The sequence below is a fragment of the Streptomyces sp. NPDC103540 genome (genome assembly GCF_055584445.1).
This window is the reverse complement of record NZ_JBVJMA010000004.1, coordinates 448,485-475,483: the sequence shown is the minus strand read 5'-3', so window position 1 is coordinate 475,483 and position 26,999 is coordinate 448,485. Positions and strand designations below refer to the sequence as shown.

Genomic DNA, 26,999 nt, shown 5'->3' with positions numbered 1-26,999 from the left:
ACCACGTTGCGCAGACGTCGCCTCGAACTCCTGCTCACCTCGGCGGGAGCGGCGATATCCCTCGCCGCCCTGACCCTGCTGTCCCCATCCGCCCAGGCGGCCACCGCGCCGCCCCCGCCCACCGCACAGGCCTCCCCGCAGGCCCCCGAGCACGCCGCGGCCCCACCGCCCGCCCCGCTGGAACTCCAGCGCCAGTCCCTGCGCCGGCAGGCCCTGGAGGAGATCGCCGCCGGCGGCTCCGCCCCCGACTCCGCGCGCCCCTCCGGGCTGCGGGCCGAGGCGGACGGCACCCTCCCGCGCACCGCGAAGATCGGCAAGCGCTACGTCGAACTCGCCCGGGAGCGCAAGGACAAGGTCTTCGTCATCCTCGCCGAATTCGGCGAGGCCACCGACCCCCGCTTCGGCGGCACCCCCGGGCCCCTGCACAACACGATCGGCAAGCCCGCCAAGGACGACAACCACACCCTGTGGCGCAAGGACTTCGACCGCGCCTACTACCAGCGGCAGTTCTTCTCCACCGAGCCCGGATCGGCCTCGATGCGGGCCTACTACCGCCTCCAGTCCTCCGGCCGCTACGACCTGGACGGCACGGTCACGGACTGGGTCAAGTTGCCCTACAACGAGGCCCGTTACGGCACGGACAACTGCACCGAGCCCGGCCAGTGCCGCACCAACTGGGACATGATCCGCGACGCCACGACCGCCTGGTACGGGGCCGAGCGCGCGAAGGGCCGCACCCCGGAACAGATCCGCGGGCAGCTCGCCGAGTACGACGTGTGGGACCGCTACGACGCCGACCACGACGGGAACTTCGACGAACCGGACGGCTACCTCGACCACCTGGTGGTCGTGCACGCCGGCAAGGACCAGACCTGGGGCGGCGGCGCCCAGGGCAAGGACGCCGTGTGGGCGCACCGCTGGTTCGCGTACTGGAACCAGGCCGGCAGCGCGGGCCCGGAGGGCAACAAGGCGGGCGGCACCCCGGTCGGTGACACCGGCATCTGGGCCGGGGACTACCTGACCGGCGGCGAGAACAGCGGCGCGGGCCTCTTCTCCCACGAGTTCGGACACGACCTGGGCCTGCCGGACCTCTACAGCTCGGACGGCGACAACAGCGTCAACTTCTGGTCGCTGATGTCCTCGGCCTCCTACCTGGGCAAGGGGGCGAACACCACCGGGGAGTTCCCCGGCGACCTCGACCCCTGGAGCAAGCTCCAGCTGGGCTGGCTGGAGTACACGGAGGCCGACGCGGGCCGCCGCACCCGGGCCGTCCTCGGCGTCTCCGGCTACAACACCCGTGATCCGCAGGCCCTGTTGGTGCACCTGCCGCCGTCCGTCACCCGGACCGAGCTGGCCGACCCGTACGAGGGCGGCAGCCAGTGGTGGAGCGGTACGGGCGACTTCATGGACAACACCCTGACCCGTACGGTCGACCTGACCGGGGCCTCCTCGGCCCGACTGGACGCCCGGGTCTGGTACGACATCGAGCGGGACTTCGACTTCCTGACGGTGGAGGCCTCCACGGACGGCGGCACCACCTGGAGCGCCCTGCCCGCCACCGTCGACGGCGCGGCCGTCCCCGCGAAGGGCCTCTCGGGCACCTCGACCGGCTGGGCCGCCCTGGAGGTCCCGCTGGACCGCTTCGCCGGTACGGTTCCCCAACTGCGGCTGCGCGTCACCTCGGACGGCAACACCCACGGGCGGGGCGTCGCCTTCGACGCCGTACGCGTCACGGCCGGGGCCCCCGACGGCGCCGTGCGGGAGGTGCTGCGCGACGGCGCGGAGCAGGGCGCGAACGGCTGGACGGCCGTCAAGTGGTCGCGTACGGAGGGGCGTACGGGCAGCGAGTCCCACCCGCGCGCCTATTTCGTGGAGAACCGCCGCCACACCGGCTACGGCACCTTCCTGAAGACCGGGCCGTACAACTTCGGGTTCGGTGGCGACAAGGTGGAGTTCTACCCCTACCAGCAGGGCGTGCTGATCTGGCTCTGGGACACCGCCCACAGCGACAACACCACCAAGGCGCACCCGGGTTCGGGCATGCTGTTGCCGATCGACGCGCGGCCCGAACCGTTGCGCTTCGCGGACGGCACCCTCCTGAACGCACGGGCCCAGACCTTCGACGCGCCCTTCTCCACCCGCGCGACGGACCGGATCACCCTGCACAGGGCGGGGGTCGCCCTGACGGTGCCCTCCCGCCCCGGCGTGGCGGTCTTCGACGACCGGCACGGCTCGTACTGGAACGCGGACCTGCCGCAGGTCGGCGTCAAGGTCCCGGACACGGGCACCCGCATCGAGATCGTGCGGGAGTCCGCGACCACGCACCAGGCCACGATCCAACTGACCCCCTCCCCGTGACGCCTGACGCCTGACGCCTGACGCCTGATCCCCGGCCCGGCGCCGGGGTGACGCCGGGGTGACGCCGCCCCGCCCCGAACCCCCGGGGCGGGGCGGCGCGCGTCCCGGCCCTGCCCGGCCCGGCCACGGGGGGGCGCGGGGGATGTGCCACCTTGGGGGGAAGCACGGGCCGCGGGGCGCGGGCGGGGCGACGACGAAGGCGGAGCGGGGACGGATGAGCGGCGCGGTGAGGCGAAGGACCGTCGGCCTGTGGGCGCTCGGAGGTGCCTGCTGCCTGCTGGTGGCCTTCGTGGTGGGCCGCGGGGTCCTGTTCGGGCACGTCGCCACCGGGGATCCCGAGCGCGAGGCCTACGTGCAGGACGCCGCGCTCGCCGACGAGGCCGCGGCCGGGGTGGAGCGGATCACCCGGGCCGCACCGCCCCTCGCGCGGCCGACGCCGACGCCGACCACCGGCGCGACACCGCCCTCGGACACGCCGCCCGCCGATCCGCCGCGGGCCCGGGCGGTTCCCGCCGAGGCGGCGATCGGGGCGCTGTTCTCCCCCGGCGCCGACTGGGACGGCGACCACCACTGCTCGGCCTCCGTGGTCCACTCCCCCGGCGGGGACCTGATCGCCACCGCCGCGCACTGCGTGTATGCGGGCGGCTTCCGCACCAACCTCGCCTTCGTCCCCGGCTACCGGGACGGCGGCGCCCCCTACGGCGTGTGGGTGCCCACCCGTGTCGAGGTGGACCCCCGCTGGGTCGAGTCCTCCGACCCCGACTACGACGTGGCGTTCATCCGGGTGCGCCGCGCCGGCCCGCCGGGACCACGTCTGGAGGAGGTCGCCGGCGCGCACCCGATCGGACTCCGCGCCGAACTGCCCGCCGCCGCCCGGCTGGTGGGCTACCCGAACGATTCCGAGGAGCCCCTGGGCTGCGCCGGCACCGCCGTGCCGGCCGGGCCGACGCAGCTGCGCCTGGACTGCGCCGACGTACCGAACGGGACGAGCGGCGGCCCCGTCCTGAGCACGACGGGGCGGCTGATCGGGCTGATCGGCGGTCGGGACGGCGGCGGGGACGAACTGACCTCGTACAGCAGCGGGTTCGGCGACGGGATCGCCGCCCTCTACGAGCGGGCGATCCGGGACTGACCCCGCCCTCGGGTCAGGACCCCGCCCTCGGGTGAGGACCGGGCGCCTCACCCCTCCCCGGAGGCCGGAGGGAGGTGGTGCGGCGGGTAGGCGGCGGTGGCCGGAGCCGTGGGCAGGCGCCACTTGGACAGCACGCGCAGCACCGTCCACGGCGCGAGGAGGGTGTTCGGCGGGGCGGACAGGGACAGGACCCCGAAGAACGCGGCGGAGATGGCCGGGTCGGTGTTGGCGCCGACCATCACCCGGGACATGTACCCCTGCAGGACGCGGGTGGCGCGGTCGGGCGGCGGCCCCTCGGTGCCGGGGTAGCGCAGGTCCTCGCTGGTGGCGATCTGCCAGGCGACGGACGCGGCCTCGGCGGTGCGCCGCTGGAGGGTGCGGGTGGCCGCGGGGACGTGCTCCGGGGCGAGGCCGGCCAGGGCCCGGTCCAGGGCGTCCGCGCCGAGGGCGGCGACGGTCATCCCGTGTCCGTAGACGGGGTTGAATCGGCAGGCCGCGTCACCGACGACGAGGAGGCCGTCGGGGCCGTCCTCCAGGCGCTCGTAGTGGCGCCACTCGTTGGCGGTGCCGCGGAAGCCGGTGGGTTCGGAGAGCGGTTCGGCGTCGCGAATGGCGTCGTGGAGGGCGGGACTGCGCAGGCCGCGGGTGAACGCGAGGAACCCGTCGGCCTTGGTCGGCGGGGCGTGCTCGCCGTTGCCGATGAGGGTGACCAGCCAGCGGTCCCCGTCGAGGGCGACCAGCACTCCCCCGCGCGGGCTGTCGGGGCGGCCCTGTACGTACATGCCGTGCCAGCGGCGGGCGGGGTCCTTCGGGGCGGCGTAGTAGCGGCTGGAGTAGCCGAGGTGGGAGTCGTAGCGGGTGGTGCGCGGCGCGGCGTGGCCGAGCGCGGCGAGCCAGGCGGGGGTCTTCGAGGTGCGTCCGGTGGCGTCGACGACGAGGCGGGCGGTGAGCGGCTCGGCGGTGTCGCGCAGGGTCACGCCGGCGACGGAGCGGCCGTCCGGACCGGGGTGCAGGCCGGTGACGGTGCGGCCGGCGGTGATCCGGATCCGGCCCGCGCCCTCGCGCAGCACGGCACGGCGGACCGTCCAGTCGAGCAGCTCCCGGCTCGCGACGAGGATCGGGGCGCCCGGCACGGCGTGGAACCAGTCGGCGGGGCTGAGCCACAGGAAGTCGCGCGGGGACTCCAGCAGGGCGGCCCCGCCGGCCTTCAGCTCGTCGGTGACGCCGGGCAGCAGCCGCTCGATCACCTCCACGCCCTTGGACCACAGCAGGTGGGCGTGCCGGGACTGCGGCACGCCCGGCCGGAAGTCCGGTCCGTCCGAGGGGAGTTCGTCCTTCTCGACGACGGTCACGCGCGCGAAGCGCCGTGCGAGCACCCGGGCGGTCAGCAGCCCGGCCAGGCCGGCTCCGAGGACCAGGGCGTGGTCGTCCGTCGGCCCGTCGCCCCCCGTGCGGTCTGGGTGGTTGTCCGGAGTGTCGTCCATGCGGTCGAGTGTCCCGCCGCCGCGCCGCGCCGCGTCAGACCCCGGGCGGGGGCGGACGGATGCGCGGCGGGGCGGGCGGGGGCGGGCGGGGGGCGCGCTTCGCCCACGGCGAGCCGGGTTCCAGGGGCCCGGCCGTCGATCCGGGTCAGGGTGGGGGCGAGGCGGCCTTGACCAGGACGTCGCCCGCGGGGAGGCGGGTGTAGAGCACCGTGCGGCCCGTGCGGCGGCGCAGGACGAGGCCGGCTTCCAGCAGCACCTTGAGCTGCCCGGCCACCGCGCCCAGGCTCAGCCCCGTCACGGCGACGAGCTGCGTCGTGGACTTGGGGCTCTCCAGCAACACCAGCACCCGCGCCCGCACGGGTCCCAGCAGCCGCACCAGCGCCCGCGGGGCGGTACCGGCCGGGGCCCCGGCCCCGCCGACCGCCTGCGTGAGCTGCCCCTCGCAGGGGTACACCAGCGCGTGCCGCCGGCGCCCCGTCCAGGACACCCACCCGTGTCCGGGCGTCACGGGGACGAACACCAGCCCCGCGTCCCCCGACAGTTCGCGCGGCGGCCGGTCCTGGAGATTGATCCGCAGCCGCCCCTCCCCGAGCCACGCCATGCCCGGCCGCATCCCGGACAGGGCCGCGGCCCAGCCGCCCCGGCTCAGGTGCCCGGTCCGCACCAGGACGTCGGCCTCGGCGACCCGGCGCCGCCGTTCCCAGTCGGGGCGTACGGCCCGCTCCCACACCCACTCCAGCACCTCGGCCGTCCTCGGCCCCAGGCCCCGGGCCCGGTGCAGGACCTCGGGCAGCGGTCCGGAGGCGGCGCGCAGGTCCGTGCGGACCACCGCGTCCGGGGTAGCCCGGATCACGGCCAGTTCCTCCTCCACGGGGCGCCCGTCGGGCGGCGGGGTGAGGAAGCCGGCGATCCACTGGCGTCCGAAGGCGGCCCGTACGAGGGCGGCGGCGACGGGGTCGGCGGCCAGGTGGGCCTCGTAGGACGGGAGGGTCCGCGCGAGCCAGGTCCGGTCTCCGGGGTGGGCCGCGGTGCGCCAGTGCAGGGCCATCAGGGCGGCCACGGTCTCGGCCGGCGCGGAGAGCACGAAACGGCTGCCCGCGAGCGCGTCGGTGTCGATGCGCCACCACCCCACGACCCCGCCCTCCCGTCGGCCCGTCGCCGCGTCACCCCGTCCGCCCGGCGGCCCGTCACCCCGTCCGCCCGTCGCCCCGAGCCACATCGGCCCGGCGCCCCGCGGCCCCACCGGCCCCCGGCCTCGCGGCGCGGCGTGCCCCGTCCGGGTTTCGCCCCCACGCGAAACATTAGGCGACCCGCGAGCCCGCCCCGAGACTCCCCGCATGCCCCGCACCTACCGCTCGCTCGCACGCGTGCCCGAGTTCACCCCGTTCTTCGCGGCCGCCACCCTGCGCATCGGCGCCTCCACCCTCGGCTCGCTCGCCCTCGGCGTCCTCGTCTACGACCGCACCCGCAGCCCGCTGCTGTCCGCCCTGGCCATGTTCGGCCCCTCCGTCGCCCAGGTGCTCGGCGCGACGCTGCTGTTGTCCGCCGCCGACCGGCTGCCCCCGCGCGGCGCGCTCGCCGCCCTGGCGGCGGCGGCCTCCGTCGGGACGGCTCTGCTCGCCGCGCCCGGCCTGCCGTTGTGGGCGGCGTTCGCGGTCCTGCTGGGCCAGGGGCTCGCCGACTCCCTGGCGGGTGGCGTGCGCTACGGCCTGCTCACCGAGATCCTCCCGCCCGACGACTACCTGCCGGCCCGTTCGCTGCTGGCCGTCTGCGGGGGCGTCGCGCAGATCGCCGGTTTCGCCGCCGGCGGGCTGCTGCTGACCGCGCTGTCCCCGCGCGGGGCGCTGCTGGTGGCCGCCGCCCTCGGCCTGGCCTCGGCCCTGACCGTCGTACTCGGCCTGCGCCCCCGGGCGCCCCGGGCAGCCGGGCGGGCCGGGCCGGGCGAGACCTGGCGCGTCAACCGCCTCCTGCTCTCGCACCCGGCCCGCCGGACCCTGTACCTCGCCCTGTGGGTGCCCAACGGCCTGATCGTCGGCTGCGAGTCCCTGTTCGTCCCCTACGACCCCGCCCACGCGGGCCTGCTCTTCGGCTGCGCCGCCGCCGGGATGCTCGTCGGGGACACCGTCGCGGGCCGGTGGCTGCCCCCTCGGCTGCGGGTGCGGCTCGCGGCGCCGCTGCGCCTGCTGCTCGCCGTCCCCTACCTGGTGTTCCTCCTCGAACCGGGCCCCCTCCTGGCCGCCGGCGCCGTCGCCCTGGCCTCCACCGGCTACTCGGCCGGGCTCCTGATGCAGGAACGCCTCGTACCGCTGCTGCCCGAGGGCACCCAGGGCCAGGCGCTCGGGCTCCACTCGGCCGGGATGCTGACCCTCCAGGGGGTGTGCGCGGCGCTCGCCGGCGCGCTCGCCCAGTACACCTCCCCGGCGCTCGCGATCACCGTGCTGGCGGCCGCTTCCGTCCTGGTCACCCTGGCACTGGAGCCGGGCCTGCACCCCAGTAAGCTGCGGGTCCATCCGCCGCACACCCCTTCGACCGTTCCCCGAGGTACCGCTCAGTGAGCTCCGCAGCACCCCCCGTACCCGTGACGGTCGTCGGCGTCGGCGCAGACGGCTGGGCCGGGCTCACCGCCGGCGCGCGGTCCGCGCTCGCCTCGGCCGAGGTCCTGATCGGCGGGCCGCGCCAGCTGGACCTGCTGCCGGCCGCCGAGTGCCCGGGGCTGCGCGTCGCCTGGCCCAGCCCGCTGCGCCCGGCCGTGCCGAAGCTGACCGCCGAACACGCGGGGCGCCGCATCGTCGTCCTGGCCAGTGGCGACCCGATGTTCTACGGGATCGGCCGGGCCCTGTCCGAGGAGCTGGGCCCCGACGCCCTGCGGATCCACCCGCACCCCTCCTCCGTGTCCTACGCCTGCGCCCGTCTGGGCTGGCCGGTGGAGGACACCGAGGTCGTCACCGTCGTCGGCCGCCCGGTGGCCCGGGTGGCGGCGGCGCTGTACGAGGGACGGCGGGTGCTGGTGCTCAGCGCCGGGGCCGACTCCCCGGCCGCCCTCGCGGCGCTGCTGCGCGAGCGGGGCTTCGGCCCGAGCCGGATGCGGGTGCTGGAGCGGCTCGGCTCCGAGCACGAGGACGCGTACGAGGGCCGCGCGCTGGACTGGGAGCACCCGCCCGGCGATCCCCTCAACGTCGTCGCCGTCGACTGCCGGCGCGACCCCTCGCACCCGGCGCCCCGGCTCGGCGCGACGCCCGGACTGCCGGACGTGGCGTACGAGCACGACGGGCAGCTCACCAAGCGGCACGTGCGCGCGGCGACGCTGTGCGCGCTGGCTCCGGCCCCCGGGGAGCTGCTGTGGGACATCGGCGGCGGCTCCGGCTCGATCGGCATCGAGTGGATGCGTACGCACCCGTCCTGCCGGGCGGTCGCGGTCGAGCGGGTGCCCGAGCGGGCGGCCCGCATCACCCGCAACGCGGCGGCGCTGGGCGTGCCGGGCCTGCGCGTGGTCGTCGGCGCGGCGCCGGCGGCCCTGGAGGGGCTGCCCGCCCCCGACGCCGTGTTCATCGGCGGCGGGCTGACGGCGCCCGGCCTGCTCGACGCGGCCTGGTCGGCGCTGGCGCCCGGCGGCCGGTTGGTCGTCAACACCGTCACCCTGGAGTCGGAGGCGGTCCTCGCCGAGCACTACCGGCGGCACGGCGGCGAGTTGGTGAAGCTGGCCGTCTCGCACGCCGTGCCGGTCGGCGGCTTCACCGGCTGGCGGCAGGCGATGCCGGTCACCCAGTGGTCGGTCGCCAAACCGCCCGCCCCGACCACCGCCTCCCCCCTCTCCGAGTCCGACACCGCGAGCGCGAAGGATCAGCCATGACCGTGTACTTCATCGGAGCGGGCCCGGGCGCCGCCGACCTGATCACCGTGCGCGGTGCCCGGACACTGGCCGCCGCGCCCGTCTGCCTGTACGCGGGCAGCCTGGTCCCGCGCGAGCTGCTGGCCGAATGCCCGCCGGACGCGCGGCTGGTGGATACCGCGGGGCTGAACCTGGACGAGATCGTGGCGGAGTGCGTACGGGCCCACGAGGCGGGTCTGGACGTGGCCCGGCTGCACTCCGGCGACCCGTCGATCTTCAGCGCGGTGGCCGAGCAGATGCGCCGCCTGGACGCGGCCGGCATCCCCTACGAGGTCGTCCCCGGCGTGCCCGCGTTCGCCGCGGCGGCGGCCGCCCTCAAGCGGGAACTGACCGTCCCCACCGTCGGCCAGACGGTGATCCTGACCCGCGTCGCCCAGCAGGCCACGCCGATGCCGCCCGGCGAGGACCTCGCCACCCTCGGCCGCAGCGGGGCGCTGCTGGTGCTGCACCTGGCGACGCGCTACGTGGACCGGGTCGTCGAGGAACTGCTGCCGCACTACGGGGCCGAGTGCCCGGCGGCGGTCGTGGCGATGGCCAGCCGCCCCGACGAGCTGGTCCTGCGCGGCACCCTGGCCGACATCGCCCCCCGGGTGAAGGAGGCGGGCCTGGTCCGTACGGCGGTCATCATCGTGGGCCGGACCCTGGGCGCCGAGCAGTTCCGCGACAGCCACCTGTACTCCCCCGAACGCGACCGGCATGTCTGCTGAGCGGGACCCGGAGCACGTCCTGGTCCTGGGCGGCACGACGGAGGCCCGCCTCCTCGCGCAGGCACTGGCCGGCGATCCCGCGTACCGGGTGACCACCTCCCTGGCGGGCCGGGTGGCCTCGCCGGTGCTGCCGCCGGGCGAGGTCCGCGTGGGCGGCTTCGGCGGGGTCGAGGGGCTCGCGCGGTGGATCGCCGAGCACGGCGTCACCCGGGTCGTCGACGCCACGCACCCCTTCGCCGAGCACATGAGCTTCCACGCCTCGGGGGCGGGGGCCCTGACGGGGGTCCCGCTGCTCGCGCTGCGCCGGCCGGGTTGGACGCCGGGGCCCGGGGACGCCTGGACGTTCGCGGACTCCCTGGCGCACGCGGCCGATCTGGTGGCGGAGCTGGGCGACCGGGTGTTCCTGACGACGGGCCGGACGGGCCTGCACACCTTCGCGCCGCTCACCGACACCTGGTTCCTGGTGCGTTCGGTGGACCCCCCGCAGGGGCCGGTGCCGCCGCGCCTCGAAGTGCTGCTGGCGCGCGGACCGTTCGACCTGGCGCAGGAGCGGGAGCTGTTGGCCCGCCACCGGATCGACCTGCTGGTCACGAAGGACAGCGGCGGCTCCGCGACCGCGCCGAAGCTCACCGCCGCCCGTGAGGCGGGCGTGCCGGTCCTGGTCGTCCGCCGTCCGCCGACGCCCGCACACGTCCCCGAGGCGCACTCGGTGGAGGCCGCGCTCCGCTGGCTCGGCGCCTCCCGGGAGCCTTTCGGACCGCTTTGACGGGTCGTCCGTCCGGTGCGCGGGGGCCCTTCGGCCGGCGCGGACGGGGCCCTTCGGCCGGCGCGGACGGGGCCCTTCGGCGGGCGCGGACGGGCCCTTGGGGCCGTGCGGGCGGGCCGTGGGGCGAACTTTGGGGAAACACCCGCCCGGCCTGGCCCGGATCGTCCCCATCACCCTTCCGACCGGCGCGAATACCCTCCCCCGCCGGCCCCCACCCACCCTCCGCACCCTCTAGTCTGAGGCCATGCGGATACGTCACCCCCTCGTCCTGGTCCTCGCCGCCGCGGCGCTCCTCACCGGCTGCGGAGAGAAAGCGGAGCCCCGGGGCTGGGAGCCCGACGACGCGCTCCAGCGGGCCGACGAGACGCTGGGGAAGGACATCGGCGAGGGTCGGGTGACGATGCGCGGCACCGGCTTCCTCGCGGCCGGGCTGGACAAGGCGCTGGAGACCGGCGGGGAGCGCCCGTACCGCTTCGACATCGCCTGCGACAGCGAGGAGAGCCCCCGGGTGACGCTGGTGCTGTCGCGGGAGGGCGGCGCCGGGGACCGGTCGTTCGACGTGCCGTGCGCGGCCGGTGAGGTGACGCGGCTCAACTTCCCGGCGGGCGCGCCGCTGACCGCGCACATCGAGCCCGCGCCGCAGGACGACTCGCCGCCGGCCGGGGTGCTGTCGTGGCAGTTGCTGACGGTGGACCCGCGCAGCGTCGTGGGCTGCGCCGACGTGCTGGCGGGCTGCTCGGGCTGACCGCCCGGCCGACGGGGGTGGGTGGAAGACGAACGGCGGCCCGGGGCTCCTCGCCCCGGGCCGCCGTCCCCGTTCCCGGTCCCGATTCCGGTCCCGCGCCGGTACCTACGCCGTCACGGGTAGCGGCGCGGGGTCCACGTCACCCGGGACCCGTCGCCGCGTTCGGTGACCCGGGTCTGCGAGGAGCCGATCAGCAGGAGCGTGCGCATGTCCACCTCGGCGGGCTCCAGTGCGGCGAGCTCGACGACCCGCACCGACTGCTCCGGGCCGCCCACGTCGCGGGCCACCACCACCGGGGTACTCGGCGAACGCAGCTCCAGCAGCAGCTCCTTGGCCTGCGCGACCTGCCAGGTGCGGCTGCGCGAGCCCGGGTTGTACAGGGCGAGCACCAGATCGGCGGCGGCGGCCGCGCGCAGCCGTTCCGCGATGACCTCCCACGGCTTGAGCCGGTCGGACAGCGAGACGGTGGCGTAGTCGTGGCCGAGCGGGGCCCCGGCCGCGGCGGCCGCGGCGTTGGCGGCGGTCACCCCCGGCAGGACCCGTACGGGCACGTCCTCGTAACCGGGCTGCCCGGCGACCTCCAGTACGGCGGTGGCCATGGCGAAGACGCCGGGGTCGCCGCCGGAGACCACGGCCACCCGCTTGCCGCGCCGCGCGAGGTCGAGGGCGAACTCGGCGCGCTCCGACTCGACCTTGTTGTCGGAGCCGTGGCGGACCTGCCCCGGCCGGACGGGGACCCGGTCCAGGTACGTCGTGTACCCGACGAGGACCTCCGCGTCGGCCAGCGCCCGCTTGGTCTCGGGGGTCAGCCACAGCGGCCCGGCCGGCCCGGTGCCGACGACCACGACCCCGCCGGGGCCGGACGGGACGCTGCCCGGGTTGCCGATCCGGCTGGGGACGACGGCGACGGCGAAGTACGGGACGCTGTCGGGGTCGGTGTCCGCGAGGACCCCGGTCCGCTCGCCGGCCATGGTGGCGCGTTCCACGTAGCGGGCCTCGGCGAGCCGGCCGCTGCCCTCCATGGCCCGCCGAACGGCGGGGAAGGTGCGGCCGAGCTTCATCACGACCGCCGAGTCGGTGGCCGCGAGACGGGCCGTCAGCTCCTCCTCGGGCAGGGTGCCGGGCAGGATCGTCAGCACCTCCTCGCCCTCGACGAGCGGGGTGCCGAGCCGGGCGGCGGCGGCGCTCACCGAGGTGACCCCGGGGATCACCTCGGCCTCGAAGCGGTCGGCGAGCCGCTTGTGCATGTGCATGTAGGAGCCGTAGAAGAGCGGGTCGCCCTCCGCGAGGACGGCGACGGTGCGCCCGGCGTCCAGATGGGCGGCGAGACGGGCGGCGGAGGCCTCGTAGAACTCCTCCATCGCGCCCTGGTAGCCGCCCGGGTGGTCGGTGGTCTCGGTGGTGACCGGGTAGACCAGCGGTTCCTCGACGTGATCGGAGCGCAGGTGCTTCGCGGCGATCGAGCGGGCGATGGACCGGCCGTGGCGGGCGCTGTGGTAGGCGATGACGTCGGCCTCGGCGATGACCTCGACGGCCCGCAGGGTCATCAGCGACGGGTCGCCGGGGCCGAGCCCCACTCCGTACAGCTTCCCCCGGACGGCGCTGTGGTGACCGGTGCTCATTCTTCCTCGCTCGCGATCGCGTTGACGGCGGCGGCGGCGATGGCGCTGCCGCCGCGCCGACCCCGCACGATCAGGTGGTCGAGGCCCGAGGGGTGGGCGGCGAGGGCGTCCTTGGACTCGGCGGCGCCGATGAAGCCGACGGGCACGCCGATGACGGCGGCCGGGCGCGGGGCGCCCTCCTCGATCATCTCCAGCAACCGGAACAGCGCGGTCGGGGCGTTGCCGACGGCGATCACGGAGCCTTCCAACAGGCCCTGGTCGCGCCAGACTTCGAGGGCCGCGGCGCTGCGGGTGGTGCCCATCCGCGCGGCGAGTTCGGGCACGGACGGGTCCGACAGGGTGCAGACGACCCGGTTGTCCGCGGGCAGTCGCTTGCGGGTGACCCCGCTGGCGACCATCTGGACGTCGCACAGGATCGGGGCGCCCGCGTGCAGGGCGGCGCGGGCGCGCAGGACGACCTCGGGGGTGTAGCCGAGGTCCTGGGGGAGGTCGGTCATACCGCAGGCGTGAATCATGCGCACCGCGACCTGGGCGACCGAGGCGGGCAGCCCGGAGAGGTCCGCCTCGGCGCGGATCGTGGCAAAGGACTGGCGGTAGATCGCGGCGCCGTCCTTCTCGTACTCGAACACGGTGTTCTCGCTCATTTCTTCACTGCGGCGTGGATGGCTGCGGCTTCGGTGGGTGGCGCTTCGGCGGGCGGCGCCTCGGCGGGTGCGGGGGTGCCACGTGCGGCCGCGAGGGCCGTGGCGAGGTCGGGGTGGTGCGGCAACCGCCGCCCGTGGACGGAGAGTTCGTAGCCGTCGGGGGTGGCGAGCGCGTCCACCCAGGCGGTGCCCCGGGGGTGGCCGCAGCGGCGTGGGCAGCCCGACCAGTGCACGGGCAGCGGTCCGCGCGCGGCCCGTACGAGGCCCAGCGCGTCGGCGCGCACGTCCGCGAGGGACTTGGCGCAGCCGGGACGCCCCGTGCAGGCGGTGACGGATTCCCAGGGGTCGTCGGGGGCCAGGACGAGACCGGCGGCCTCGACACGGGCGGCGGCGCCGGATCCCGCGCGGGGCACGACGACGCTCCGCCAGGGGGTGACGCGCAGCCCGCCGGGGGCGTCGGGGGCGTCGGCCGCGTCGGCGGCGGCTTCGGCCAGGATCCGCCACTGCGCGGAGGCCGCCCGGCCGAGCGGGGGCAGTACGCACAGCGACCCGTGCCTGCCCGCGGGGGCACCCCAGGGCCTCGGCGGGGGCGCGTACGGCCACGACGGGTGCGGCAGCGCGGTCGCCGCGATCCCGGCGGCGGCCAGCCGTTCGGCGAACCGGGCGGCGTCCGGGGCGTGTTCGGCGGGGAGTTCGGCGACGCGCCAGGCGCGGGTGCCGGCGGCCTCGGCGGCGTCCAGGAAGCACAGGGCCGCGAGCAGGGCCGCCCGGGGCGCGTCCGCCGCGGCCACCTCGACCGCGTCGGCGGCGGCGCCGAGGCGCAGCAGCGCGCGGGGGGCGTGCGTCGCGCCCTCGGTGCCCGCCGGCCGGCCGAGCACCGTCACGTCGGGGTCGAGGGCGGCGACGTCACCGCGCCCGTCGTCGAGGGCGAACAGGAACCGGCCGGACAGGGCGGCGGCCCGGGTGCTCGCGCACAGCAGCCGGTCGAGTTCCCGCACCCACGGCGCCACGTCGGGGCGGCCGTCGTCGAAGAGCCCGGACAGCGGGGTGGCGACGATGTTGCGGACCCGCTCGTGGCTCGGGGCGGGCAGCAGCCCGGCCCCGTCGAGGACCTCGGCGAGCCCGGCGCCGCAGCCGTCGGGCAGGCCGCGCAGTTGGACGTTGCCGCGCGAGGTGAGTTCCAGCCGGCCGTCGCCGAAGCGGTCGGCGGCGAGGGCGAGGGCGAGGGCCTGCGCGGTGGTGAGCAGCCCGCCGGGGATCCGGACGCGCGCCAGGTGCCCGTCGTCCGCCGCGTGCAGGCGCAGCGCGCCGGGGCACGCGTCACCGCGGTCCCGTATGACGGGTTCGTCCCGCGGTGCGGCGGAGGGGGGCTGGGGCATGGCCGCGAGCATACCCACGAATCCCGCGCCCCGACCTGTGGCCGTCGCCACCCGGACCCGCGCCCCCCGACACCCGCCACCACCCCACCCACCGGCCCGAACCCCGTCCCGCACCCCGTCCCGCACCCCGCGCCGAACGGAACCCGGACCCGGACCCGGACTGGACCCGCGCCCGCCCCGAGCGGAACCCCGAACCCCGCCCCGCGCCCCGCCCCGCGCCCCGCGCCCCGCCGGGACCCGCCCCGCGCCGCCCCGCCGGGCCCCGCGGGCAGCCGCGGCACCGGCCTGCGGGGCGTTTGCGCCGCGCTCCGGCGGGCACGGCCTTCGCGGCGGGACCGTCGTGGATCCGCCGCCCGACCCCCACTGCCGACCAGGGGCCCGGCCCCCTAAGATGACCTTCCGACGGGCCGCTCGGCCCGTCATCGCCGAGGACGGCGACATGGGAGGAAGCCCGGTGAGATTCCGGCGCGGTCCCGCCACTGTGAATCCCGCGGAACGCTCCGCGGGGTGAGTCAGGAACTCCCGCTGTCCTCACTGCCCGGGGCGCGGAAACCCCGAGGAAGGCCTGCCGCCGCATGATCCTGCTGCTGTCGACGTCCGACACCGATCTGCTCAGCGCCCGCGCCGCGGACGGCCCCGTCCCGTACCGGTTCGCGAACCCCTCCCGGCTCCCCCTCGACGACCTGCCCGGTCTGCTCGACGGGGTCGAGCTGGTCGTCGTACGCCTCCTCGGCGGGCTGCGCGCCTGGCAGGAGGGGCTCGACCTGCTGCTGGCCGCCGACCAGACCCGTCCCGTCGTGGTCCTCACCGGCGAACAGGCCCCGGACGCCCAGCTGATGGAGGCCTCCACGGTCCCGATCGGCATCGCGGCCGAGGCGCACGCCTACCTCGCGCACGGCGGCCCCGCCAACCTCGACCAGCTGGCGCGCTTCCTCTCCGACACCGTGCTCCTGACCGGCCACGGCTTCGAGCCCCCGGCGGCCTCCCCCACCTGGGGTCCGCTGGAGCGCACCGCGCCGGCCGACGCCGCGGGCCCCGAGGTCGCGGTGCTCTACTACCGCGCCCACCAGATGAGCGGCAACACCGCCTTCGTGCACGCCCTGTGCGACGCGATCGAGGCGAAGGGCGGCCGGCCCGTCCCGCTCTACGTCTCCTCCCTGCGCAGCCCCGAGCCGGAGCTGCTGCGCGCCCTGGAGTCCGTCGACGCCGTCGTCACCACGGTCCTCGCGGCCGGCGGCACCCGCCCCGCGACCGCCTCGGCGGGCGGGGACGACGAGTCCTGGGACGCGGGCGCGCTCGCCGGCCTCGGCGTGCCGATCCTCCAGGCGCTGTGCCTGACGGGTTCGCGCGGCACCTGGGAGGAGAACGACGAGGGCCTGTCCCCGCTCGACGCCGCCACCCAGGTCGCCGTCCCGGAGTTCGACGGCCGCCTGATCACCGTCCCGTTCTCCTTCAAGGAGATCGACGAGGACGGCCTCCCCTCCTACGTCGCCGACGCCGAGCGCGCTTCCCGCGTCGCGGGCATCGCCGTGCGCCACGCCCGCCTGCGCCACATCGAGCGGCGCGACAAGCGGCTCGCGCTGGTCCTGTCCGCGTACCCGACGAAGCACTCCCGCATCGGCAACGCGGTGGGTCTGGACACCCCGGCCAGCGCCGTGGAGCTGCTGCGCACCCTGATCGCCGGCGGCTACGACTTCGGTCCCGTCGAGGAGATCCCCGGGCTGGTGTCGGGCGACGGCGACGAGCTGATCCGCGCCCTGATCGAGGCGGGCGGCCACGACCAGGACTGGCTGACCGAGGAGCAGCTCGCCCGCAACCCCGTCCGCATCCCGGCCGCCGACTACAAGCGGTGGTTCGCGGAGCTGCCGGCCGAGCTGCGCGAAAGCGTCGAGCAGCACTGGGGCGAGGCCCCGGGCAACATGTTCGTGGACCGCAGCGCGAACCCCGAGGGCGACATCGTCCTGGCCGCCCTGCGCCGCGGGAACCTGCTGATCCTGATCCAGCCCCCGCGCGGCTTCGGCGAGAACCCGATCGCGATCTACCACGACCCGGACCTGCCGCCGTCGCACCACTACCTGGCCGCGTACCGCTGGATCCAGGCGGCGGCCGAGGACGGCGGCTTCGGCGCCGACGCGATGATCCACCTGGGCAAGCACGGCAACCTGGAGTGGCTGCCGGGCAAGAACGCGGGCCTGTCCGCGGCCTGCGCCCCGGACGCCGCGCTCGGCGACCTCCCCCTCGTCTACCCGTTCCTGGTCAACGACCCGGGCGAGGGCACCCAGGCCAAGCGCCGCGTGCACGCCACGCTGGTCGACCACCTGGTGCCGCCGATGGCGCGCGCGGAGTCGTACGGCGACATCGCCCGCCTGGAGCAGCACCTGGACGAGTACGCGCAGATCAGCGCGATGGACCCGGCCAAGCTGCCGGCGATCCGGGCGCAGATCTGGACCCTGATCCAGGCGGCGAAGCTCGACCACGACCTGGGTCTGGAGGAGCGTCCGGACGACGACGGCTTCGACGACTTCCTGCTGCACGTCGACGGCTGGCTGTGCGAGGTCAAGGACGCCCAGATCCGTGACGGTCTGCACGTCCTGGGCGGCGCCCCGACGGGCGAGGCCCGCGTCAACCTGGTCCTGGCGATCCTGCGGGCCCGTCAGATCTGGGGCGGTACGACGGCCCTGCCCGGCCTGCGCGAGGCCCTCGGCCTCGACGAGTCGGCCGCCACCCGCACCTCGGCCGACGCGGTGGAGGAGACGGCGCGCGGTCTCGTCCAGGCGATGGAGGACGCGCGGTGGGACCCGGCCGCGGTGGCCTCCGTGGCGGCGGACCACGGCCCCGACGTGGCGGCGGTGCTCACCTTCGCCGCGCACGAGGTCGTCCCGCGCCTGGGCGGCACGACGGACGAGATCGCGCACGTGCTGAAGGCCCTGGACGGCGGCTTCGTGCCGGCCGGCCCGTCGGGCTCGCCGCTGCGCGGGCTGGTCAACGTCCTGCCGACCGGCCGCAACTTCTACTCGGTGGACCCGAAGGCCGTCCCCTCCCGCCTCGCGTGGGAGACGGGCCAGGCCCTGGCCGAGTCCCTGCTCACCCGCTACCGCACCGACCAGGGCGAGTGGCCGGCCTCCGTCGGCCTGTCCCTGTGGGGCACGAGCGCGATGCGCACGTCGGGCGACGACGTGGCCGAGGCCCTGGCCCTGCTGGGCGTGCGCCCGGTCTGGGACGAGGCCTCCCGCCGGGTCACCGGCATCGAGGCGATCCCGCTCGACGAGCTGGGCCGTCCCCGCATCGACGTCACGCTGCGCATCTCGGGCTTCTTCCGTGACGCGTTCCCGCACGTCATCGGCCTGCTGGACGACGCGGTGCGGCTCGCGGCCTCGCTGGACGAGCCGGCCGGGGACAACTTCGTCCGGGCCCACGCCCAGGCGGACCTGGCCGCCCACGGCGACGAGCGCCGCGCCACCACCCGCATCTTCGGCTCGCGCCCGGGTACGTACGGGGCCGGCATCCTCCAGCTGATCGACTCCCGCGACTGGCGCACCGACGCCGACCTGGCGGAGGTCTACACGGTCTGGGGCGGCTACGCCTACGGCCGCGGCCTGGAGGGGCGTCCGGCCCGCGACGAGATGGAGAGCGCCTACCGGCGGATCACGGTCGCGGCGAAGAACACGGACACCCGCGAGCACGACATCGCCGACTCGGACGACTACTTCCAGTACCACGGCGGCATGGTGGCCACCGTCCGCGCCCTGCGCGGCACGGCCCCCGAGGCCTACATCGGTGACTCGACCCGTCCCGAGACGGTCAAGACCCGCACGCTGGTCGAAGAGACCAGCCGTGTCTTCCGGGCCCGCGTGGTCAACCCGAAGTGGATCGAGGCGATGCGTCGCCACGGCTACAAGGGCGCCTTCGAGCTGGCGGCGACGGTCGACTACCTCTTCGGCTACGACGCCACGACGGGCGTGGTGGCGGACTGGATGTACGACAAGCTGACCGAGACCTACGTCCTGGACCCGACGAACCGCGCCTTCCTGGAGGAGGCCAACCCGTGGGCCCTGCACGGCATCGCGGAACGCCTGCTGGAGGCGGAGTCGCGCGGCATGTGGGAGAAGCCGGACCCGCAGGTCCTCGAAGCCCTGCGCCAGGTCTACCTGGACACCGAGGGCAACCTGGAGGCCGAGGCGGAATAACCGCCCCCCGCCCCGCCCCCGAACGCCCCCGCCCCTCCCTCCGAGGCGCGGGGGCGTCCGCGTTCACGTCCCCGTCGGCGTCCGCGCGTGCCGGGCCCTCTTAGCCCGCGGCGGCGCCGGACACGGCGGAACCGGGGGGTCGTCACCTGAAGCGGTGAACTCCTCCATGGCGGGCCGGTGTCGGGGGTAGGGCCCTGCTGATCTCGTGCGGGGGGCCGGGGCAGCCGGTCCCCGCGCCCCGACGAAAGGCCGACCGAGCCGTGACGCAGCCGTTTCGACTGCCGGACTTCTACGTGCCCCATCCGGCACGACTGAACCCCCATCTGGAGAGCGCGCGGGCCCACACCAAGCGGTGGGCCCGCGGCTTCGGGATGCTGGAGGGTTCCGGCGTGTGGGAGGAGGCGGACCTCGACTCCCACGACTACGCGCTGCTGTGCGCGCACACCCATCCCGACTGCGACGCCGACGCCCTGTCCCTGGTCACCGACTGGTACGTGTGGGTCTTCTTCTTCGACGACCACTTCCTTGAGACGTTCAAGCGCACGCAGGACCGCGTCGGCGCCAAGGCCTACCTCGACCGGCTCGCCGCCTTCATGCCGATGGACCTGGCCGCCGGCTTCCCCGAGCCCACCAACCCCGTCGAGGCGGGCCTCGCGGACCTGTGGGCGCGGACCGTCCCGGCGATGTCCCTGGACTGGCGGGAACGGTTCGCCCTGTCGACGCGGAACCTGCTCGACGAGTCGATGTGGGAGCTGGCCAACATCGACATCGGGCGGGTGGCGAACCCCCTGGAGTACATCGAGATGCGCCGCAAGGTGGGCGGCGCCCCCTGGTCGGCGGGGCTGATCGAGTACGTCTCCGCGGAGGTGCCGGCCCGGGTCGCGCACTCCCGCCCCCTGCGGGTCCTGCGGGACTCCTTCTCCGACGCCGTGCACCTGCGCAACGACCTCTTCTCGTACCGTCGCGAGGTCACCGACGAGGGCGAACTCTCCAACGCCGTGCTGGTGTTGGAGACCTTCCTGGAATGCACCACCCAGGAGGCCGCCGAGACCACCAACGACCTGCTGACCTCGCGCCTCCAGCAGTTCGAGGAGACCGCGCTCGTCGAACTGCCCCGGCTGTTCGTCGACCACGCCCTGGACCCGGTCGACGTCGCCGCCGTCCTGGCCTACGTCAAGGGCCTCCAGGACTGGCAGTCCGGCGGCCACGAATGGCACATGGTCTCCAGCCGGTACATGAACGAGGAGGCCCGCCCCACCGCCCCGCTCACCCTGCCCTTCCTCCCGAAGGGCCTGGGCACCACCGCCCTCGACCTGCGGTCCGTCTTCAACCGCCGCTCGCTGGAACTGCGCGCCCGCTCGCGCGCCCACGTACCCCACGAGCGCACCGGACCGTCCGTGGTGCCGGACGTCCACATGCCCTTCCCCCTCACCCTCAGCCCCCACCTCGGCCACGCCCGCGAGGGCTCCGTCGCCTGGGCGCGCCGGATGGGCCTGCTGGAGGCGCGGCCCGGCGACCCCGGCTCCGCGATCTGGACCGAGGAGCGGCTGCGCGGCTACGACTTCGCGCTCTGCTCCGCCGGCATCGACCCGGACGCCGACCCCGACGCGCTGCTCCTCAACGCGTGCTGGCTGACCTGGGGGACGTACGCGGACGACTACTACCCGGTGGTCTTCGGTCGGACCGGGGACATCGCCGCCGCGAAGGCGACCACGGCCCGGCTGGTGTCGATGATCCCGGTCGACCACGCCGACCAGCCGGTTCCGGTCACCGCGATGGAACGTTCCCTCGCCGACCTGTGGGTGCGCACGACCCGGGACAAGAACGCGGCCGTGCGGGCCGGGTTCGGGGCCACGATCGTGAGCATGGTGGAGAGCTGGGTGTGGGAGGTGGAGAACCGGGCGGCGCACCGCGTCCCGGACCCGGTGGACTACGCGGAGATGCGCCGGAGCACCTTCGGCTCCCACCTGACGATGTACATGTGCCGGCTCGGTCACGCCGACCGCGGCGTCCCCGAGGCGCTCTACGCCTCCGGGACCGTCCGCGCCCTGGAGAACGCGGCGGCCGACACCGGCTGCATGATGAACGACCTCTTCTCCTACCAGAAGGAGGTGGAGGTCGAGGGCGAGGTGCACAACCACGTCCTCGTCACCCGCAACTTCTTCGACATCGGCTATCCGGAGGCCCTGCGGATCTGCCACGCCCTGATGACCCGGCGCACCGAGGAGTTCGAGCACATCGTCGCGCACCAGTTGCCCGTGCTCTACGACGACTGGGAGCTGGACGCCGGGGCCCGCGCGGCGATGGACGCGTACGTCGGTGAACTCCGGGACTGGATGGCCGGGATCCTGCACTGGCACCGGAACTGCCGGCGCTACCGGGAGGAGGACCTGCACCGTCCGGGCGACGCGCTGTCGACGGGGGTGTGGGGGCCGGGATTCGGGATGGCCGCGTCCCGCCTCTCCCGCCCCGCCTAGCCCGCCCCGCCCGGGGCCCGCCCGGCCCGCCCGGCCCCGCCCCGCCCGGCCCTTCCGGGTCCGGCCCGGCCACCGGCCGCGGGGCCGGGGAACGACGAAGGGCACGCCCTCGGGGGCGTGCCCTTGCGTGAAGGGTCCGGGGTGGAGCGCGGCCGTCAGGTCGGTCGGCCCTCAGGCCCCCGGGCAGCCCTTCAAGCCACGGAACCGATCCGGGTGACCACGGTGTGCGAGCTGTCGTGGTGGATCGGGATGTGCGCGCCGGTCAGGGCCGCGCCGGTGCCGCCGCGGCGGTTCGCGACGATCTCGGCGGCGATGGACAGGGCCGTCTCCTCCGGGGAGCGGGCGCCGAGGTCCAGGCCGATCGGGGAGCGCAGTCGGGCCAGTTCGAGTTCGGTGACGCCGACCTCGCGCAGGCGCTTGTTGCGGTCCTCGTGGGTGCGGCGGGAGCCCATGGCGCCGACGTAGGCGACGGGAAGTTTGAGGGCGAGTTCCAGGAGCGGCACGTCGAACTTGGCGTCGTGGGTGAGGACGCACAGGACGGTCCGGGCGTCGACCCGGGTGGTCTCCAGGTAGCGGTGCGGCCAGTCCACCACGATCTCGTCCGCTTCGGGGAAACGGTTCTTCGTGGCGAAGACGGGCCGGGCGTCACACAGGGTGACGTGGTAGCCGAGGAACTTGCCGATCCGCACCAGGGCGGAGGCGAAGTCGATGGCCCCGAAGACGATCATCCGCGGGGGCGGGACGCTGGACTCGACGAGCACCTTGAGCGGCTCTCCGCAGAGCCGGCCGTCGGCGCCCATCTCCAGCACGCCGGTCCTGCCGGCGTCGAGCATGGCGCGGGCCTCCTCGGCGATGGTGCGGTCCAGCTCGGGGTGTCCCCCGAAACCGCCCTCCCAGGAGCCGTCGCCCGCGACGACCACGGCGCGGCCCATCAGCTCGGCCGGGCCGTCCGCTATCCGGGCCACGGCCGAGGCCTCGCCCCGGGAGGCGGCGGCCAGGGCCCGGGCGAGCACCGCGCGCTGCGGCGAACCCACGGGCACCGGGGTGACCATGATGTCGATGATGCCGCCGCAGGTCAGACCCACGGCGAAGGCGTCGTCGTCGCTGTAGCCGAAGCGCTCCTGGACGGTCTCGCCGTCCTCCAGCGCCTGCCGGCACAGCTCGTACACCGCGCCCTCCACGCATCCGCCGGAAACCGAACCGATGGCCGTGCCCTCGCCGTCGACGGCGAGTGCCGCTCCGGGCTGCCGGGGTGCGCTCCCGCCGACCGCCACGACGGTGGCGACGGCGAAGTCACGTCCCTGCTCGACCCACCGGTTCAGTTCTTCGGCGATGTCCAGCATGTTCGGCCTCCTCGGAGAGGTTCGGATTCCAGTATCGGATGCGTGGAGGGTCAGGTGCGGATCGCCTGTCCCGCCTTACTTGACGCCGAGCCACGCCTCGATGGGGTGCAGGGCGAAGAAGACCAGGAAGACCCCGGTCAGGACCCACATGAAGGCACCGATCTCGCGGGCCTTGCCCTGCGCGACCTTGATGGCCACGTAGGAGATCACACCGGCGGCGACACCGGGGGTGATCGAGTAGGTGAAGGGCATGATCGCCACGGTCAGGAAGACCGGGATGGCGGTCGCGCTGTCGGCCCAGTCCACGTGGCGGGCGTTCTGCATCATCATCGCGCCGATGACGACCAGGGCCGCGGAGGCGACCTCACCCGGGACGATCTGGGTGATCGGGGTGAAGAAGAGGCAGGCGGCGAAGAAGAGGCCGGTGACGACGGAGGCGAGGCCCGTGCGGGCACCCTCGCCGACGCCGGTCGCGGACTCGACGAAGACGGTCTGGCCGGAGCCACCCGTGACGCCACCGATGGCGCCACCGGCGCCGTCGATGAACAGGGCCTTGGACAGACCCGGCATGCGGCCCTTGTCGTCGGCGAGCTTGGCCTCGGTGCCGACGCCGATGATGGTGGCCATCGCGTCGAAGAAGCCGGCGAGCACGAGGGTGAAGACGATCATGCCGACCGTCATGACGCCGACGTCGCCCCAGCCGCCGAAGGAGACCTCGCCGAAGAGGGAGAAGTCGGGCATGGAGACCGCGGAGCCCTCAAGGGTGGGGGCGCCGTTCTTCCAGGCCTTCGGGTCGATGTCCGCGACGGCGTTCAGGATCGCCGCGAGGACGGTGCCGCCGACGATGCCGATCAGGATGGCGCCGGGGACCTTGCGGGCCTGGAGCATGAAGATGGCGAGCAGGGTGACGCAGAAGATCAGGACGGGCCAGCCGGCGAGCTCGCCGACCGAACCGAGCTGGACCGGGGGACCGAACTCGGGTCCGGCGCCGACGAAGCCGGCCTTCACCAGACCGATCAGGGCGACGAACATGCCGATGCCCATGGTGATCGCGTGCTTGAGTGCGAGGGGGATGGCGTTCATGATCATCTCGCGGAGGCCGGTGACGACCAGGAGACAGATCACGACGCCGTACATCACGCACATGCCCATGGCCTGCGGCCAGGTCATCTGGGGGGCGACCTGCGAGGCGAGCACGCCGGAGACGGAGAGGCCGGCGGCCAGGGCGAGCGGGACCTTGCCCACGAAGCCCATGAGGAGCGTGGTCAGGGCCGCGGCGAAGGCCGTGGCCGTGATCAGAGCCTTCTGGCTCATGGTGTCTCCGGCGACGTCCTTGCCGGAGAGGATCAGCGGGTTGAGCAGGAGGATGTACGCCATCGCCATGAAAGTCGTGACGCCGCCACGAATTTCGTTTCCGACGTTGGATCCTCTGTGCGTTATGTGGAAATACCGGTCGAGCCAAGAGCGCCCGGCGGGGTTCAGAGAACCGTCGCCGGCCTCCTCCGCGGTGGTCTTGGGCTCCACAGATGACTGGGTCATGGTGCCTAACTCCCAAGGTTCAAAGGGGCACCCGCATAAAGATTGGAGACGCGGGATTTGGGAAACTGCGTTTGGCTGCACGACCCGGGGTGACGGCCCGAGGCGACGCGAGATGTGCACTGCGTGTACTGCGGGTAGTGCGGGGGTGACCGCTGGTACTACATGGGGGTTTGCGCAGGGGTTCTGCCAGGTGACGAGGACCGCGAGCGGAGCGGTACTTCGTGATCCGGGCGGTGCGACTGGAAGTGTGACGTTCCCGTGTCACACCGCCCGGAAGTTCGTGGGGGTCCGGGGGCCTCGCGGCCCCCGGACCACGCCGTCCTAGAGGGTGCCGGTGAGGGCTTCCGGACGGATCGGCGTCTTGTTGATCTCCAGACCCGTCGCCTGCCGGATCGCCGCGATGACGGCCGGGGTGGACGAGAGGGTCGGGGCCTCGCCCATGCCGCGCAGGCCGTACGGGGCCTTCGGGTCGGCGAGCTCCAGGACGTCGACCGGGATGGTCGGGGTGTCGAGGATGGTCGGGATCAGGTAGTCCGTGAAGGAGGGGTTGCGCACCTTCGCGGTCTTCGGGTCCACGATGATCTCTTCCATGATCGCGACGCCGAGGCCCTGGGTGGTACCACCCTGGATCTGGCCGACCACGGAGAGCATGTTCAGGGCCTTGCCGACGTCCTGGGCGGTCGCCAGCTCGACGACCTTGACCAGGCCCAGCTCGGTGTCCACCTCGACGACGGCGCGGTGCGCGGCGAAGGTGTACTGGACGTGGCCGTTGCCCTGGCCGGTGACCAGGTCGAAGGGCTCGGTCGGCGCGTGGCGGAACTCGAGCTCGATGTCGATCGGCTCCTCGCCCTCCAGCAGCTCCGCGATGTCCGCGAGGACCTCGCCGCCGTCGGTGACGACCTTGCCGCCTTCGAGCAGCAGCTCGGCGGTGGCCCACGCGGGGTGGTAGGAGCCGTTCTTGCGGCGACCGATCTCCAGGACCGCCTCGCGGACGGCCTCGCAGGTGTTCTTCACGGCGCCACCGGTCATGTACGTCTGCCGCGAGGCGGACGTGGAACCGGCGGAGCCGACCTGCGTGTCGGCCGGGTGGATCGTCACCTGCGTGACGCCCAGCTCGGTGCGGGCGATCTGCGTGTGGACGGTGATGCCGCCCTGTCCGACCTCCGCCATGGCCGTGTGGACCATCGCGACGGCCTCGCCGTTGATGGCCTCCAGCGTCACGCGGGCGGTGGAGTAGTCGTCGAAGCCCTCGGAGAAGCCGACGTTCTTGATGCCGACCGCGTAGCCGACGCCGCGCACGACGCCCTCGCCGTGGGTGGTGTTCGACAGACCGCCCGGCAGCGCGCGGACGTCCGCGCCCTCGCCGGCCGACTCCCACTGGCGCTCCGGCGGCAGCGGGCGGGCCTTGACCCGGCGCAGCAGCTCGGCGACCGGCGCCGGGGCGTCCACGACCTGGCCGGTGGGCATGATCGTGCCCTGCTCCATGGCGTTGATCTGACGGAACTCGACCGGGTCCATGCCCAGCTTCGCCGCCAGCTTGTCCATCTGGGCCTCGTAGGCGAAGCAGGCCTGGACGGCGCCGAAGCCGCGCATCGCGCCACAGGGCGGGTTGTTCGTGTAGAGCGCGATCGCCTCGATGTCCACGTCCTCCAGGACGTACGGACCCACCGAGAGCGAGGAGGCGTTGCCCACGACCGCCGGGGAGGCCGACGCGTAGGCGCCGCCGTCCAGGACGATCTTGCACTTCATGTGCGTGAGCTTGCCGTCCTTGGTGGCGCCGTGCTCGTAGTAGAGCTTCGCCGGGTGGCGGTGCACGTGGCCGAAGAAGGACTCGAACCGGTTGTAGACGATCTTGACCGGCTTGTTCGTGGCCAGGGCCAGGAGGCAGGCGTGGATCTGCATCGAGATGTCCTCGCGACCACCGAAGGCACCGCCGACGCCGGACAGCGTCATGCGGACCTTCTCCGGCGGCAGGCCGAGGACGGGGGCGATCTGCTGGAGGTCCGAGTGCAGCCACTGGGTGGCGACGTACAGCTCGACGCCGCCGTCCTCGGAGGGCACGGCGAGGCCGGACTCCGGGCCGAGGAAGGCCTGGTCCTGCATGCCGAAGGTGTACTCGCCCTCGACGATGACGTCGGCGCGCTTGCGGGCCTCTTCCACGTTGCCGCGGATGATCGGCTGGCGGTGCACGATGTTCGGGTGCGGGACGTGACCGATGTGGTGGTCGTTGCGGCCCTCGTGGATCAGCGGCGCGTCCTCGGCGAGGGCGGAGGCCTCGTCCGTGACGAGCGGCAGCTCACGGTAGTCGATCTTGATCTTGGCGGCCGCGCGGCGGGCGGTCTCCGGGTGGTCGGCGGCCACGAGGGCGACCGGCTCACCGTGGTGGCGCACCCGGCCGTTGGCGAGGACCGGGGTGTCCTGGATCTCCAGGCCGTAGTTCTTCATCTCGGCCGGCAGGTCGTCGTACGTCAGCACCGAGTACACGCCGGGCATGGCCAGCGCCTCGGAGATGTCGATCGAGACGATCTCGGCGTGCGCGACGGTGCTGCGCAGGGTCTGGCCCCACAGCATGTCCTCGTGCCACATGTCCGAGGAGTACGCGAACTCGCCGGTGACCTTGAGGGTGCCGTCCGGGCGGAGGATGGACTCGCCGATGCCGCCCTTGTTGTGCTTCTGGGTGACGTTCGTCGGCGTACCTGCGGGTACGGTGCGGGTGTTCTGAGCCAT

Annotated in this window: 17 protein-coding genes and 1 riboswitch; of the genes, 9 read left to right on the top strand and 8 right to left on the bottom strand. The window is 74.4% G+C overall.

Annotated features, from left to right (window positions below; all coding sequences use genetic code 11):
• Positions 1-6 precede the first annotated feature (6 nt).
• Together ACZ6ZI_RS12895 and ACZ6ZI_RS12890 are read left to right on the top strand one after the other, a co-directional pair.
• A complete protein-coding gene (locus tag ACZ6ZI_RS12895; protein ID WP_469519365.1) occupies positions 7-2,358 on the top strand; it encodes an immune inhibitor A domain-containing protein in 2,352 nt (783 codons plus the stop codon).
• A 226-nt stretch (positions 2,359-2,584) separates the two neighbouring features.
• Positions 2,585-3,490 (top strand): trypsin-like serine peptidase, encoded by a 906-nt coding sequence (locus ACZ6ZI_RS12890; protein ID WP_469519362.1) that lies wholly within the window; start codon positions 2,585-2,587, stop codon positions 3,488-3,490.
• A 47-nt stretch (positions 3,491-3,537) separates the two neighbouring features.
• Here the strand turns inward: ACZ6ZI_RS12890 and ACZ6ZI_RS12885 are convergent, their stop codons facing one another.
• Positions 3,538-4,974, bottom strand: coding sequence for an FAD-dependent oxidoreductase (locus tag ACZ6ZI_RS12885; RefSeq protein WP_469519360.1), 1,437 nt, complete (start codon positions 4,972-4,974; stop codon positions 3,538-3,540).
• Between the two features lie 145 nt (positions 4,975-5,119).
• On the bottom strand, positions 5,120-6,106 hold the full coding sequence (locus ACZ6ZI_RS12880) for an ArsR/SmtB family transcription factor (RefSeq protein ID WP_469519357.1): 987 nt from the start codon (positions 6,104-6,106) through the stop codon (positions 5,120-5,122).
• 205 nt (positions 6,107-6,311) lie between these two features.
• Between ACZ6ZI_RS12880 and ACZ6ZI_RS12875 the strand changes: the two genes are divergently transcribed.
• From ACZ6ZI_RS12875 to ACZ6ZI_RS12855, 5 genes are all read left to right on the top strand, one after another.
• On the top strand, positions 6,312-7,529 hold the full coding sequence (locus ACZ6ZI_RS12875; protein ID WP_363053000.1) for an MFS transporter: 1,218 nt from the start codon (positions 6,312-6,314) through the stop codon (positions 7,527-7,529).
• A complete protein-coding gene (gene cbiE / locus ACZ6ZI_RS12870) occupies positions 7,526-8,824 on the top strand; it encodes a precorrin-6y C5,15-methyltransferase (decarboxylating) subunit CbiE (RefSeq protein ID WP_469519354.1) in 1,299 nt (432 codons plus the stop codon). The genes ACZ6ZI_RS12875 and cbiE overlap by 4 nt, the downstream gene beginning before the upstream one ends.
• Complete coding sequence (gene cobM / locus ACZ6ZI_RS12865; RefSeq protein ID WP_469519350.1) at positions 8,821-9,570, top strand: precorrin-4 C(11)-methyltransferase; 750 nt, start codon at positions 8,821-8,823, stop codon at positions 9,568-9,570. The genes cbiE and cobM overlap by 4 nt, the downstream gene beginning before the upstream one ends.
• Positions 9,560-10,336: a cobalt-precorrin-6A reductase gene (locus ACZ6ZI_RS12860; protein WP_469519348.1), complete on the top strand. Its 777-nt coding sequence runs from the start codon at positions 9,560-9,562 to the stop codon at positions 10,334-10,336. Before cobM ends, ACZ6ZI_RS12860 begins: the two co-directional genes overlap by 11 nt.
• A gap of 244 nt (positions 10,337-10,580) precedes the next feature.
• Positions 10,581-11,081: a hypothetical protein gene (locus ACZ6ZI_RS12855; protein ID WP_469519345.1), complete on the top strand. Its 501-nt coding sequence runs from the start codon at positions 10,581-10,583 to the stop codon at positions 11,079-11,081.
• A gap of 113 nt (positions 11,082-11,194) precedes the next feature.
• Here ACZ6ZI_RS12855 and ACZ6ZI_RS12850 read toward each other — a convergent pair whose 3' ends face one another.
• The 3 genes from ACZ6ZI_RS12850 to ACZ6ZI_RS12840 are packed head-to-tail and all read right to left on the bottom strand — an operon-like array spanning position 11,195 to position 14,726.
• Complete coding sequence (locus tag ACZ6ZI_RS12850) at positions 11,195-12,703, bottom strand: precorrin-2 C(20)-methyltransferase (RefSeq protein WP_469519342.1); 1,509 nt, start codon at positions 12,701-12,703, stop codon at positions 11,195-11,197.
• Positions 12,700-13,347 carry a precorrin-8X methylmutase gene (locus tag ACZ6ZI_RS12845; protein WP_469519341.1) on the bottom strand — a complete coding sequence of 216 codons (648 nt, stop codon included), beginning with the start codon at positions 13,345-13,347 and terminating at the stop codon, positions 12,700-12,702. The genes ACZ6ZI_RS12850 and ACZ6ZI_RS12845 overlap by 4 nt, the downstream gene beginning before the upstream one ends.
• On the bottom strand, positions 13,344-14,726 hold the full coding sequence (locus ACZ6ZI_RS12840) for a cobalamin biosynthesis protein CobG (RefSeq protein WP_469519339.1): 1,383 nt from the start codon (positions 14,724-14,726) through the stop codon (positions 13,344-13,346). Before ACZ6ZI_RS12840 ends, ACZ6ZI_RS12845 begins: the two co-directional genes overlap by 4 nt.
• A gap of 422 nt (positions 14,727-15,148) precedes the next feature.
• Positions 15,149-15,248, top strand: a riboswitch (cobalamin riboswitch).
• Positions 15,249-15,301: 53 nt separating this feature from the next.
• Here ACZ6ZI_RS12840 and cobN point away from each other — a divergent pair.
• Together cobN and ACZ6ZI_RS12830 are read left to right on the top strand one after the other, a co-directional pair.
• A complete protein-coding gene (cobN, locus tag ACZ6ZI_RS12835) occupies positions 15,302-18,913 on the top strand; it encodes a cobaltochelatase subunit CobN (RefSeq protein WP_469519337.1) in 3,612 nt (1,203 codons plus the stop codon).
• Positions 18,914-19,173: 260 nt separating this feature from the next.
• On the top strand, positions 19,174-21,390 hold the full coding sequence (locus tag ACZ6ZI_RS12830; protein WP_469519333.1) for a terpene synthase family protein: 2,217 nt from the start codon (positions 19,174-19,176) through the stop codon (positions 21,388-21,390).
• Positions 21,391-21,581: 191 nt separating this feature from the next.
• Here the strand turns inward: ACZ6ZI_RS12830 and ACZ6ZI_RS12825 are convergent, their stop codons facing one another.
• The 3 genes from ACZ6ZI_RS12825 to ACZ6ZI_RS12815 all read right to left on the bottom strand — a co-directional run bounded on the left by ACZ6ZI_RS12825 (position 21,582) and on the right by ACZ6ZI_RS12815 (position 26,999).
• Complete coding sequence (locus ACZ6ZI_RS12825) at positions 21,582-22,733, bottom strand: XdhC family protein (RefSeq protein ID WP_469519330.1); 1,152 nt, start codon at positions 22,731-22,733, stop codon at positions 21,582-21,584.
• Positions 22,734-22,808: 75 nt separating this feature from the next.
• A complete protein-coding gene (locus ACZ6ZI_RS12820) occupies positions 22,809-24,272 on the bottom strand; it encodes an NCS2 family permease (protein WP_363052987.1) in 1,464 nt (487 codons plus the stop codon).
• A gap of 321 nt (positions 24,273-24,593) precedes the next feature.
• Positions 24,594-26,999, bottom strand: coding sequence for a xanthine dehydrogenase family protein molybdopterin-binding subunit (locus ACZ6ZI_RS12815; protein WP_469519327.1), 2,406 nt, complete (start codon positions 26,997-26,999; stop codon positions 24,594-24,596).

Coding starts and splice junctions, on each gene's coding strand:
- ACZ6ZI_RS12845 (WP_469519341.1), bottom strand. CDS start 13,347: ATGAGCGAGAACACCGTGTTCGAGTACGAGAAGGACGGCGCCGCGATC.
- cobM (WP_469519350.1), top strand. CDS start 8,821: ATGACCGTGTACTTCATCGGAGCGGGCCCGGGCGCCGCCGACCTGATC.
- ACZ6ZI_RS12840 (WP_469519339.1), bottom strand. CDS start 14,726: ATGCCCCAGCCCCCCTCCGCCGCACCGCGGGACGAACCCGTCATACGG.
- cobN (WP_469519337.1), top strand. CDS start 15,302: ATGATCCTGCTGCTGTCGACGTCCGACACCGATCTGCTCAGCGCCCGC.
- ACZ6ZI_RS12825 (WP_469519330.1), bottom strand. CDS start 22,733: ATGCTGGACATCGCCGAAGAACTGAACCGGTGGGTCGAGCAGGGACGT.
- ACZ6ZI_RS12850 (WP_469519342.1), bottom strand. CDS start 12,703: ATGAGCACCGGTCACCACAGCGCCGTCCGGGGGAAGCTGTACGGAGTG.
- ACZ6ZI_RS12885 (WP_469519360.1), bottom strand. CDS start 4,974: ATGGACGACACTCCGGACAACCACCCAGACCGCACGGGGGGCGACGGG.
- ACZ6ZI_RS12855 (WP_469519345.1), top strand. CDS start 10,581: ATGCGGATACGTCACCCCCTCGTCCTGGTCCTCGCCGCCGCGGCGCTC.
- ACZ6ZI_RS12875 (WP_363053000.1), top strand. CDS start 6,312: ATGCCCCGCACCTACCGCTCGCTCGCACGCGTGCCCGAGTTCACCCCG.
- ACZ6ZI_RS12815 (WP_469519327.1), bottom strand. CDS start 26,999: ATGGCTCAGAACACCCGCACCGTACCCGCAGGTACGCCGACGAACGTC.
- ACZ6ZI_RS12820 (WP_363052987.1), bottom strand. CDS start 24,272: ATGACCCAGTCATCTGTGGAGCCCAAGACCACCGCGGAGGAGGCCGGC.
- ACZ6ZI_RS12860 (WP_469519348.1), top strand. CDS start 9,560: ATGTCTGCTGAGCGGGACCCGGAGCACGTCCTGGTCCTGGGCGGCACG.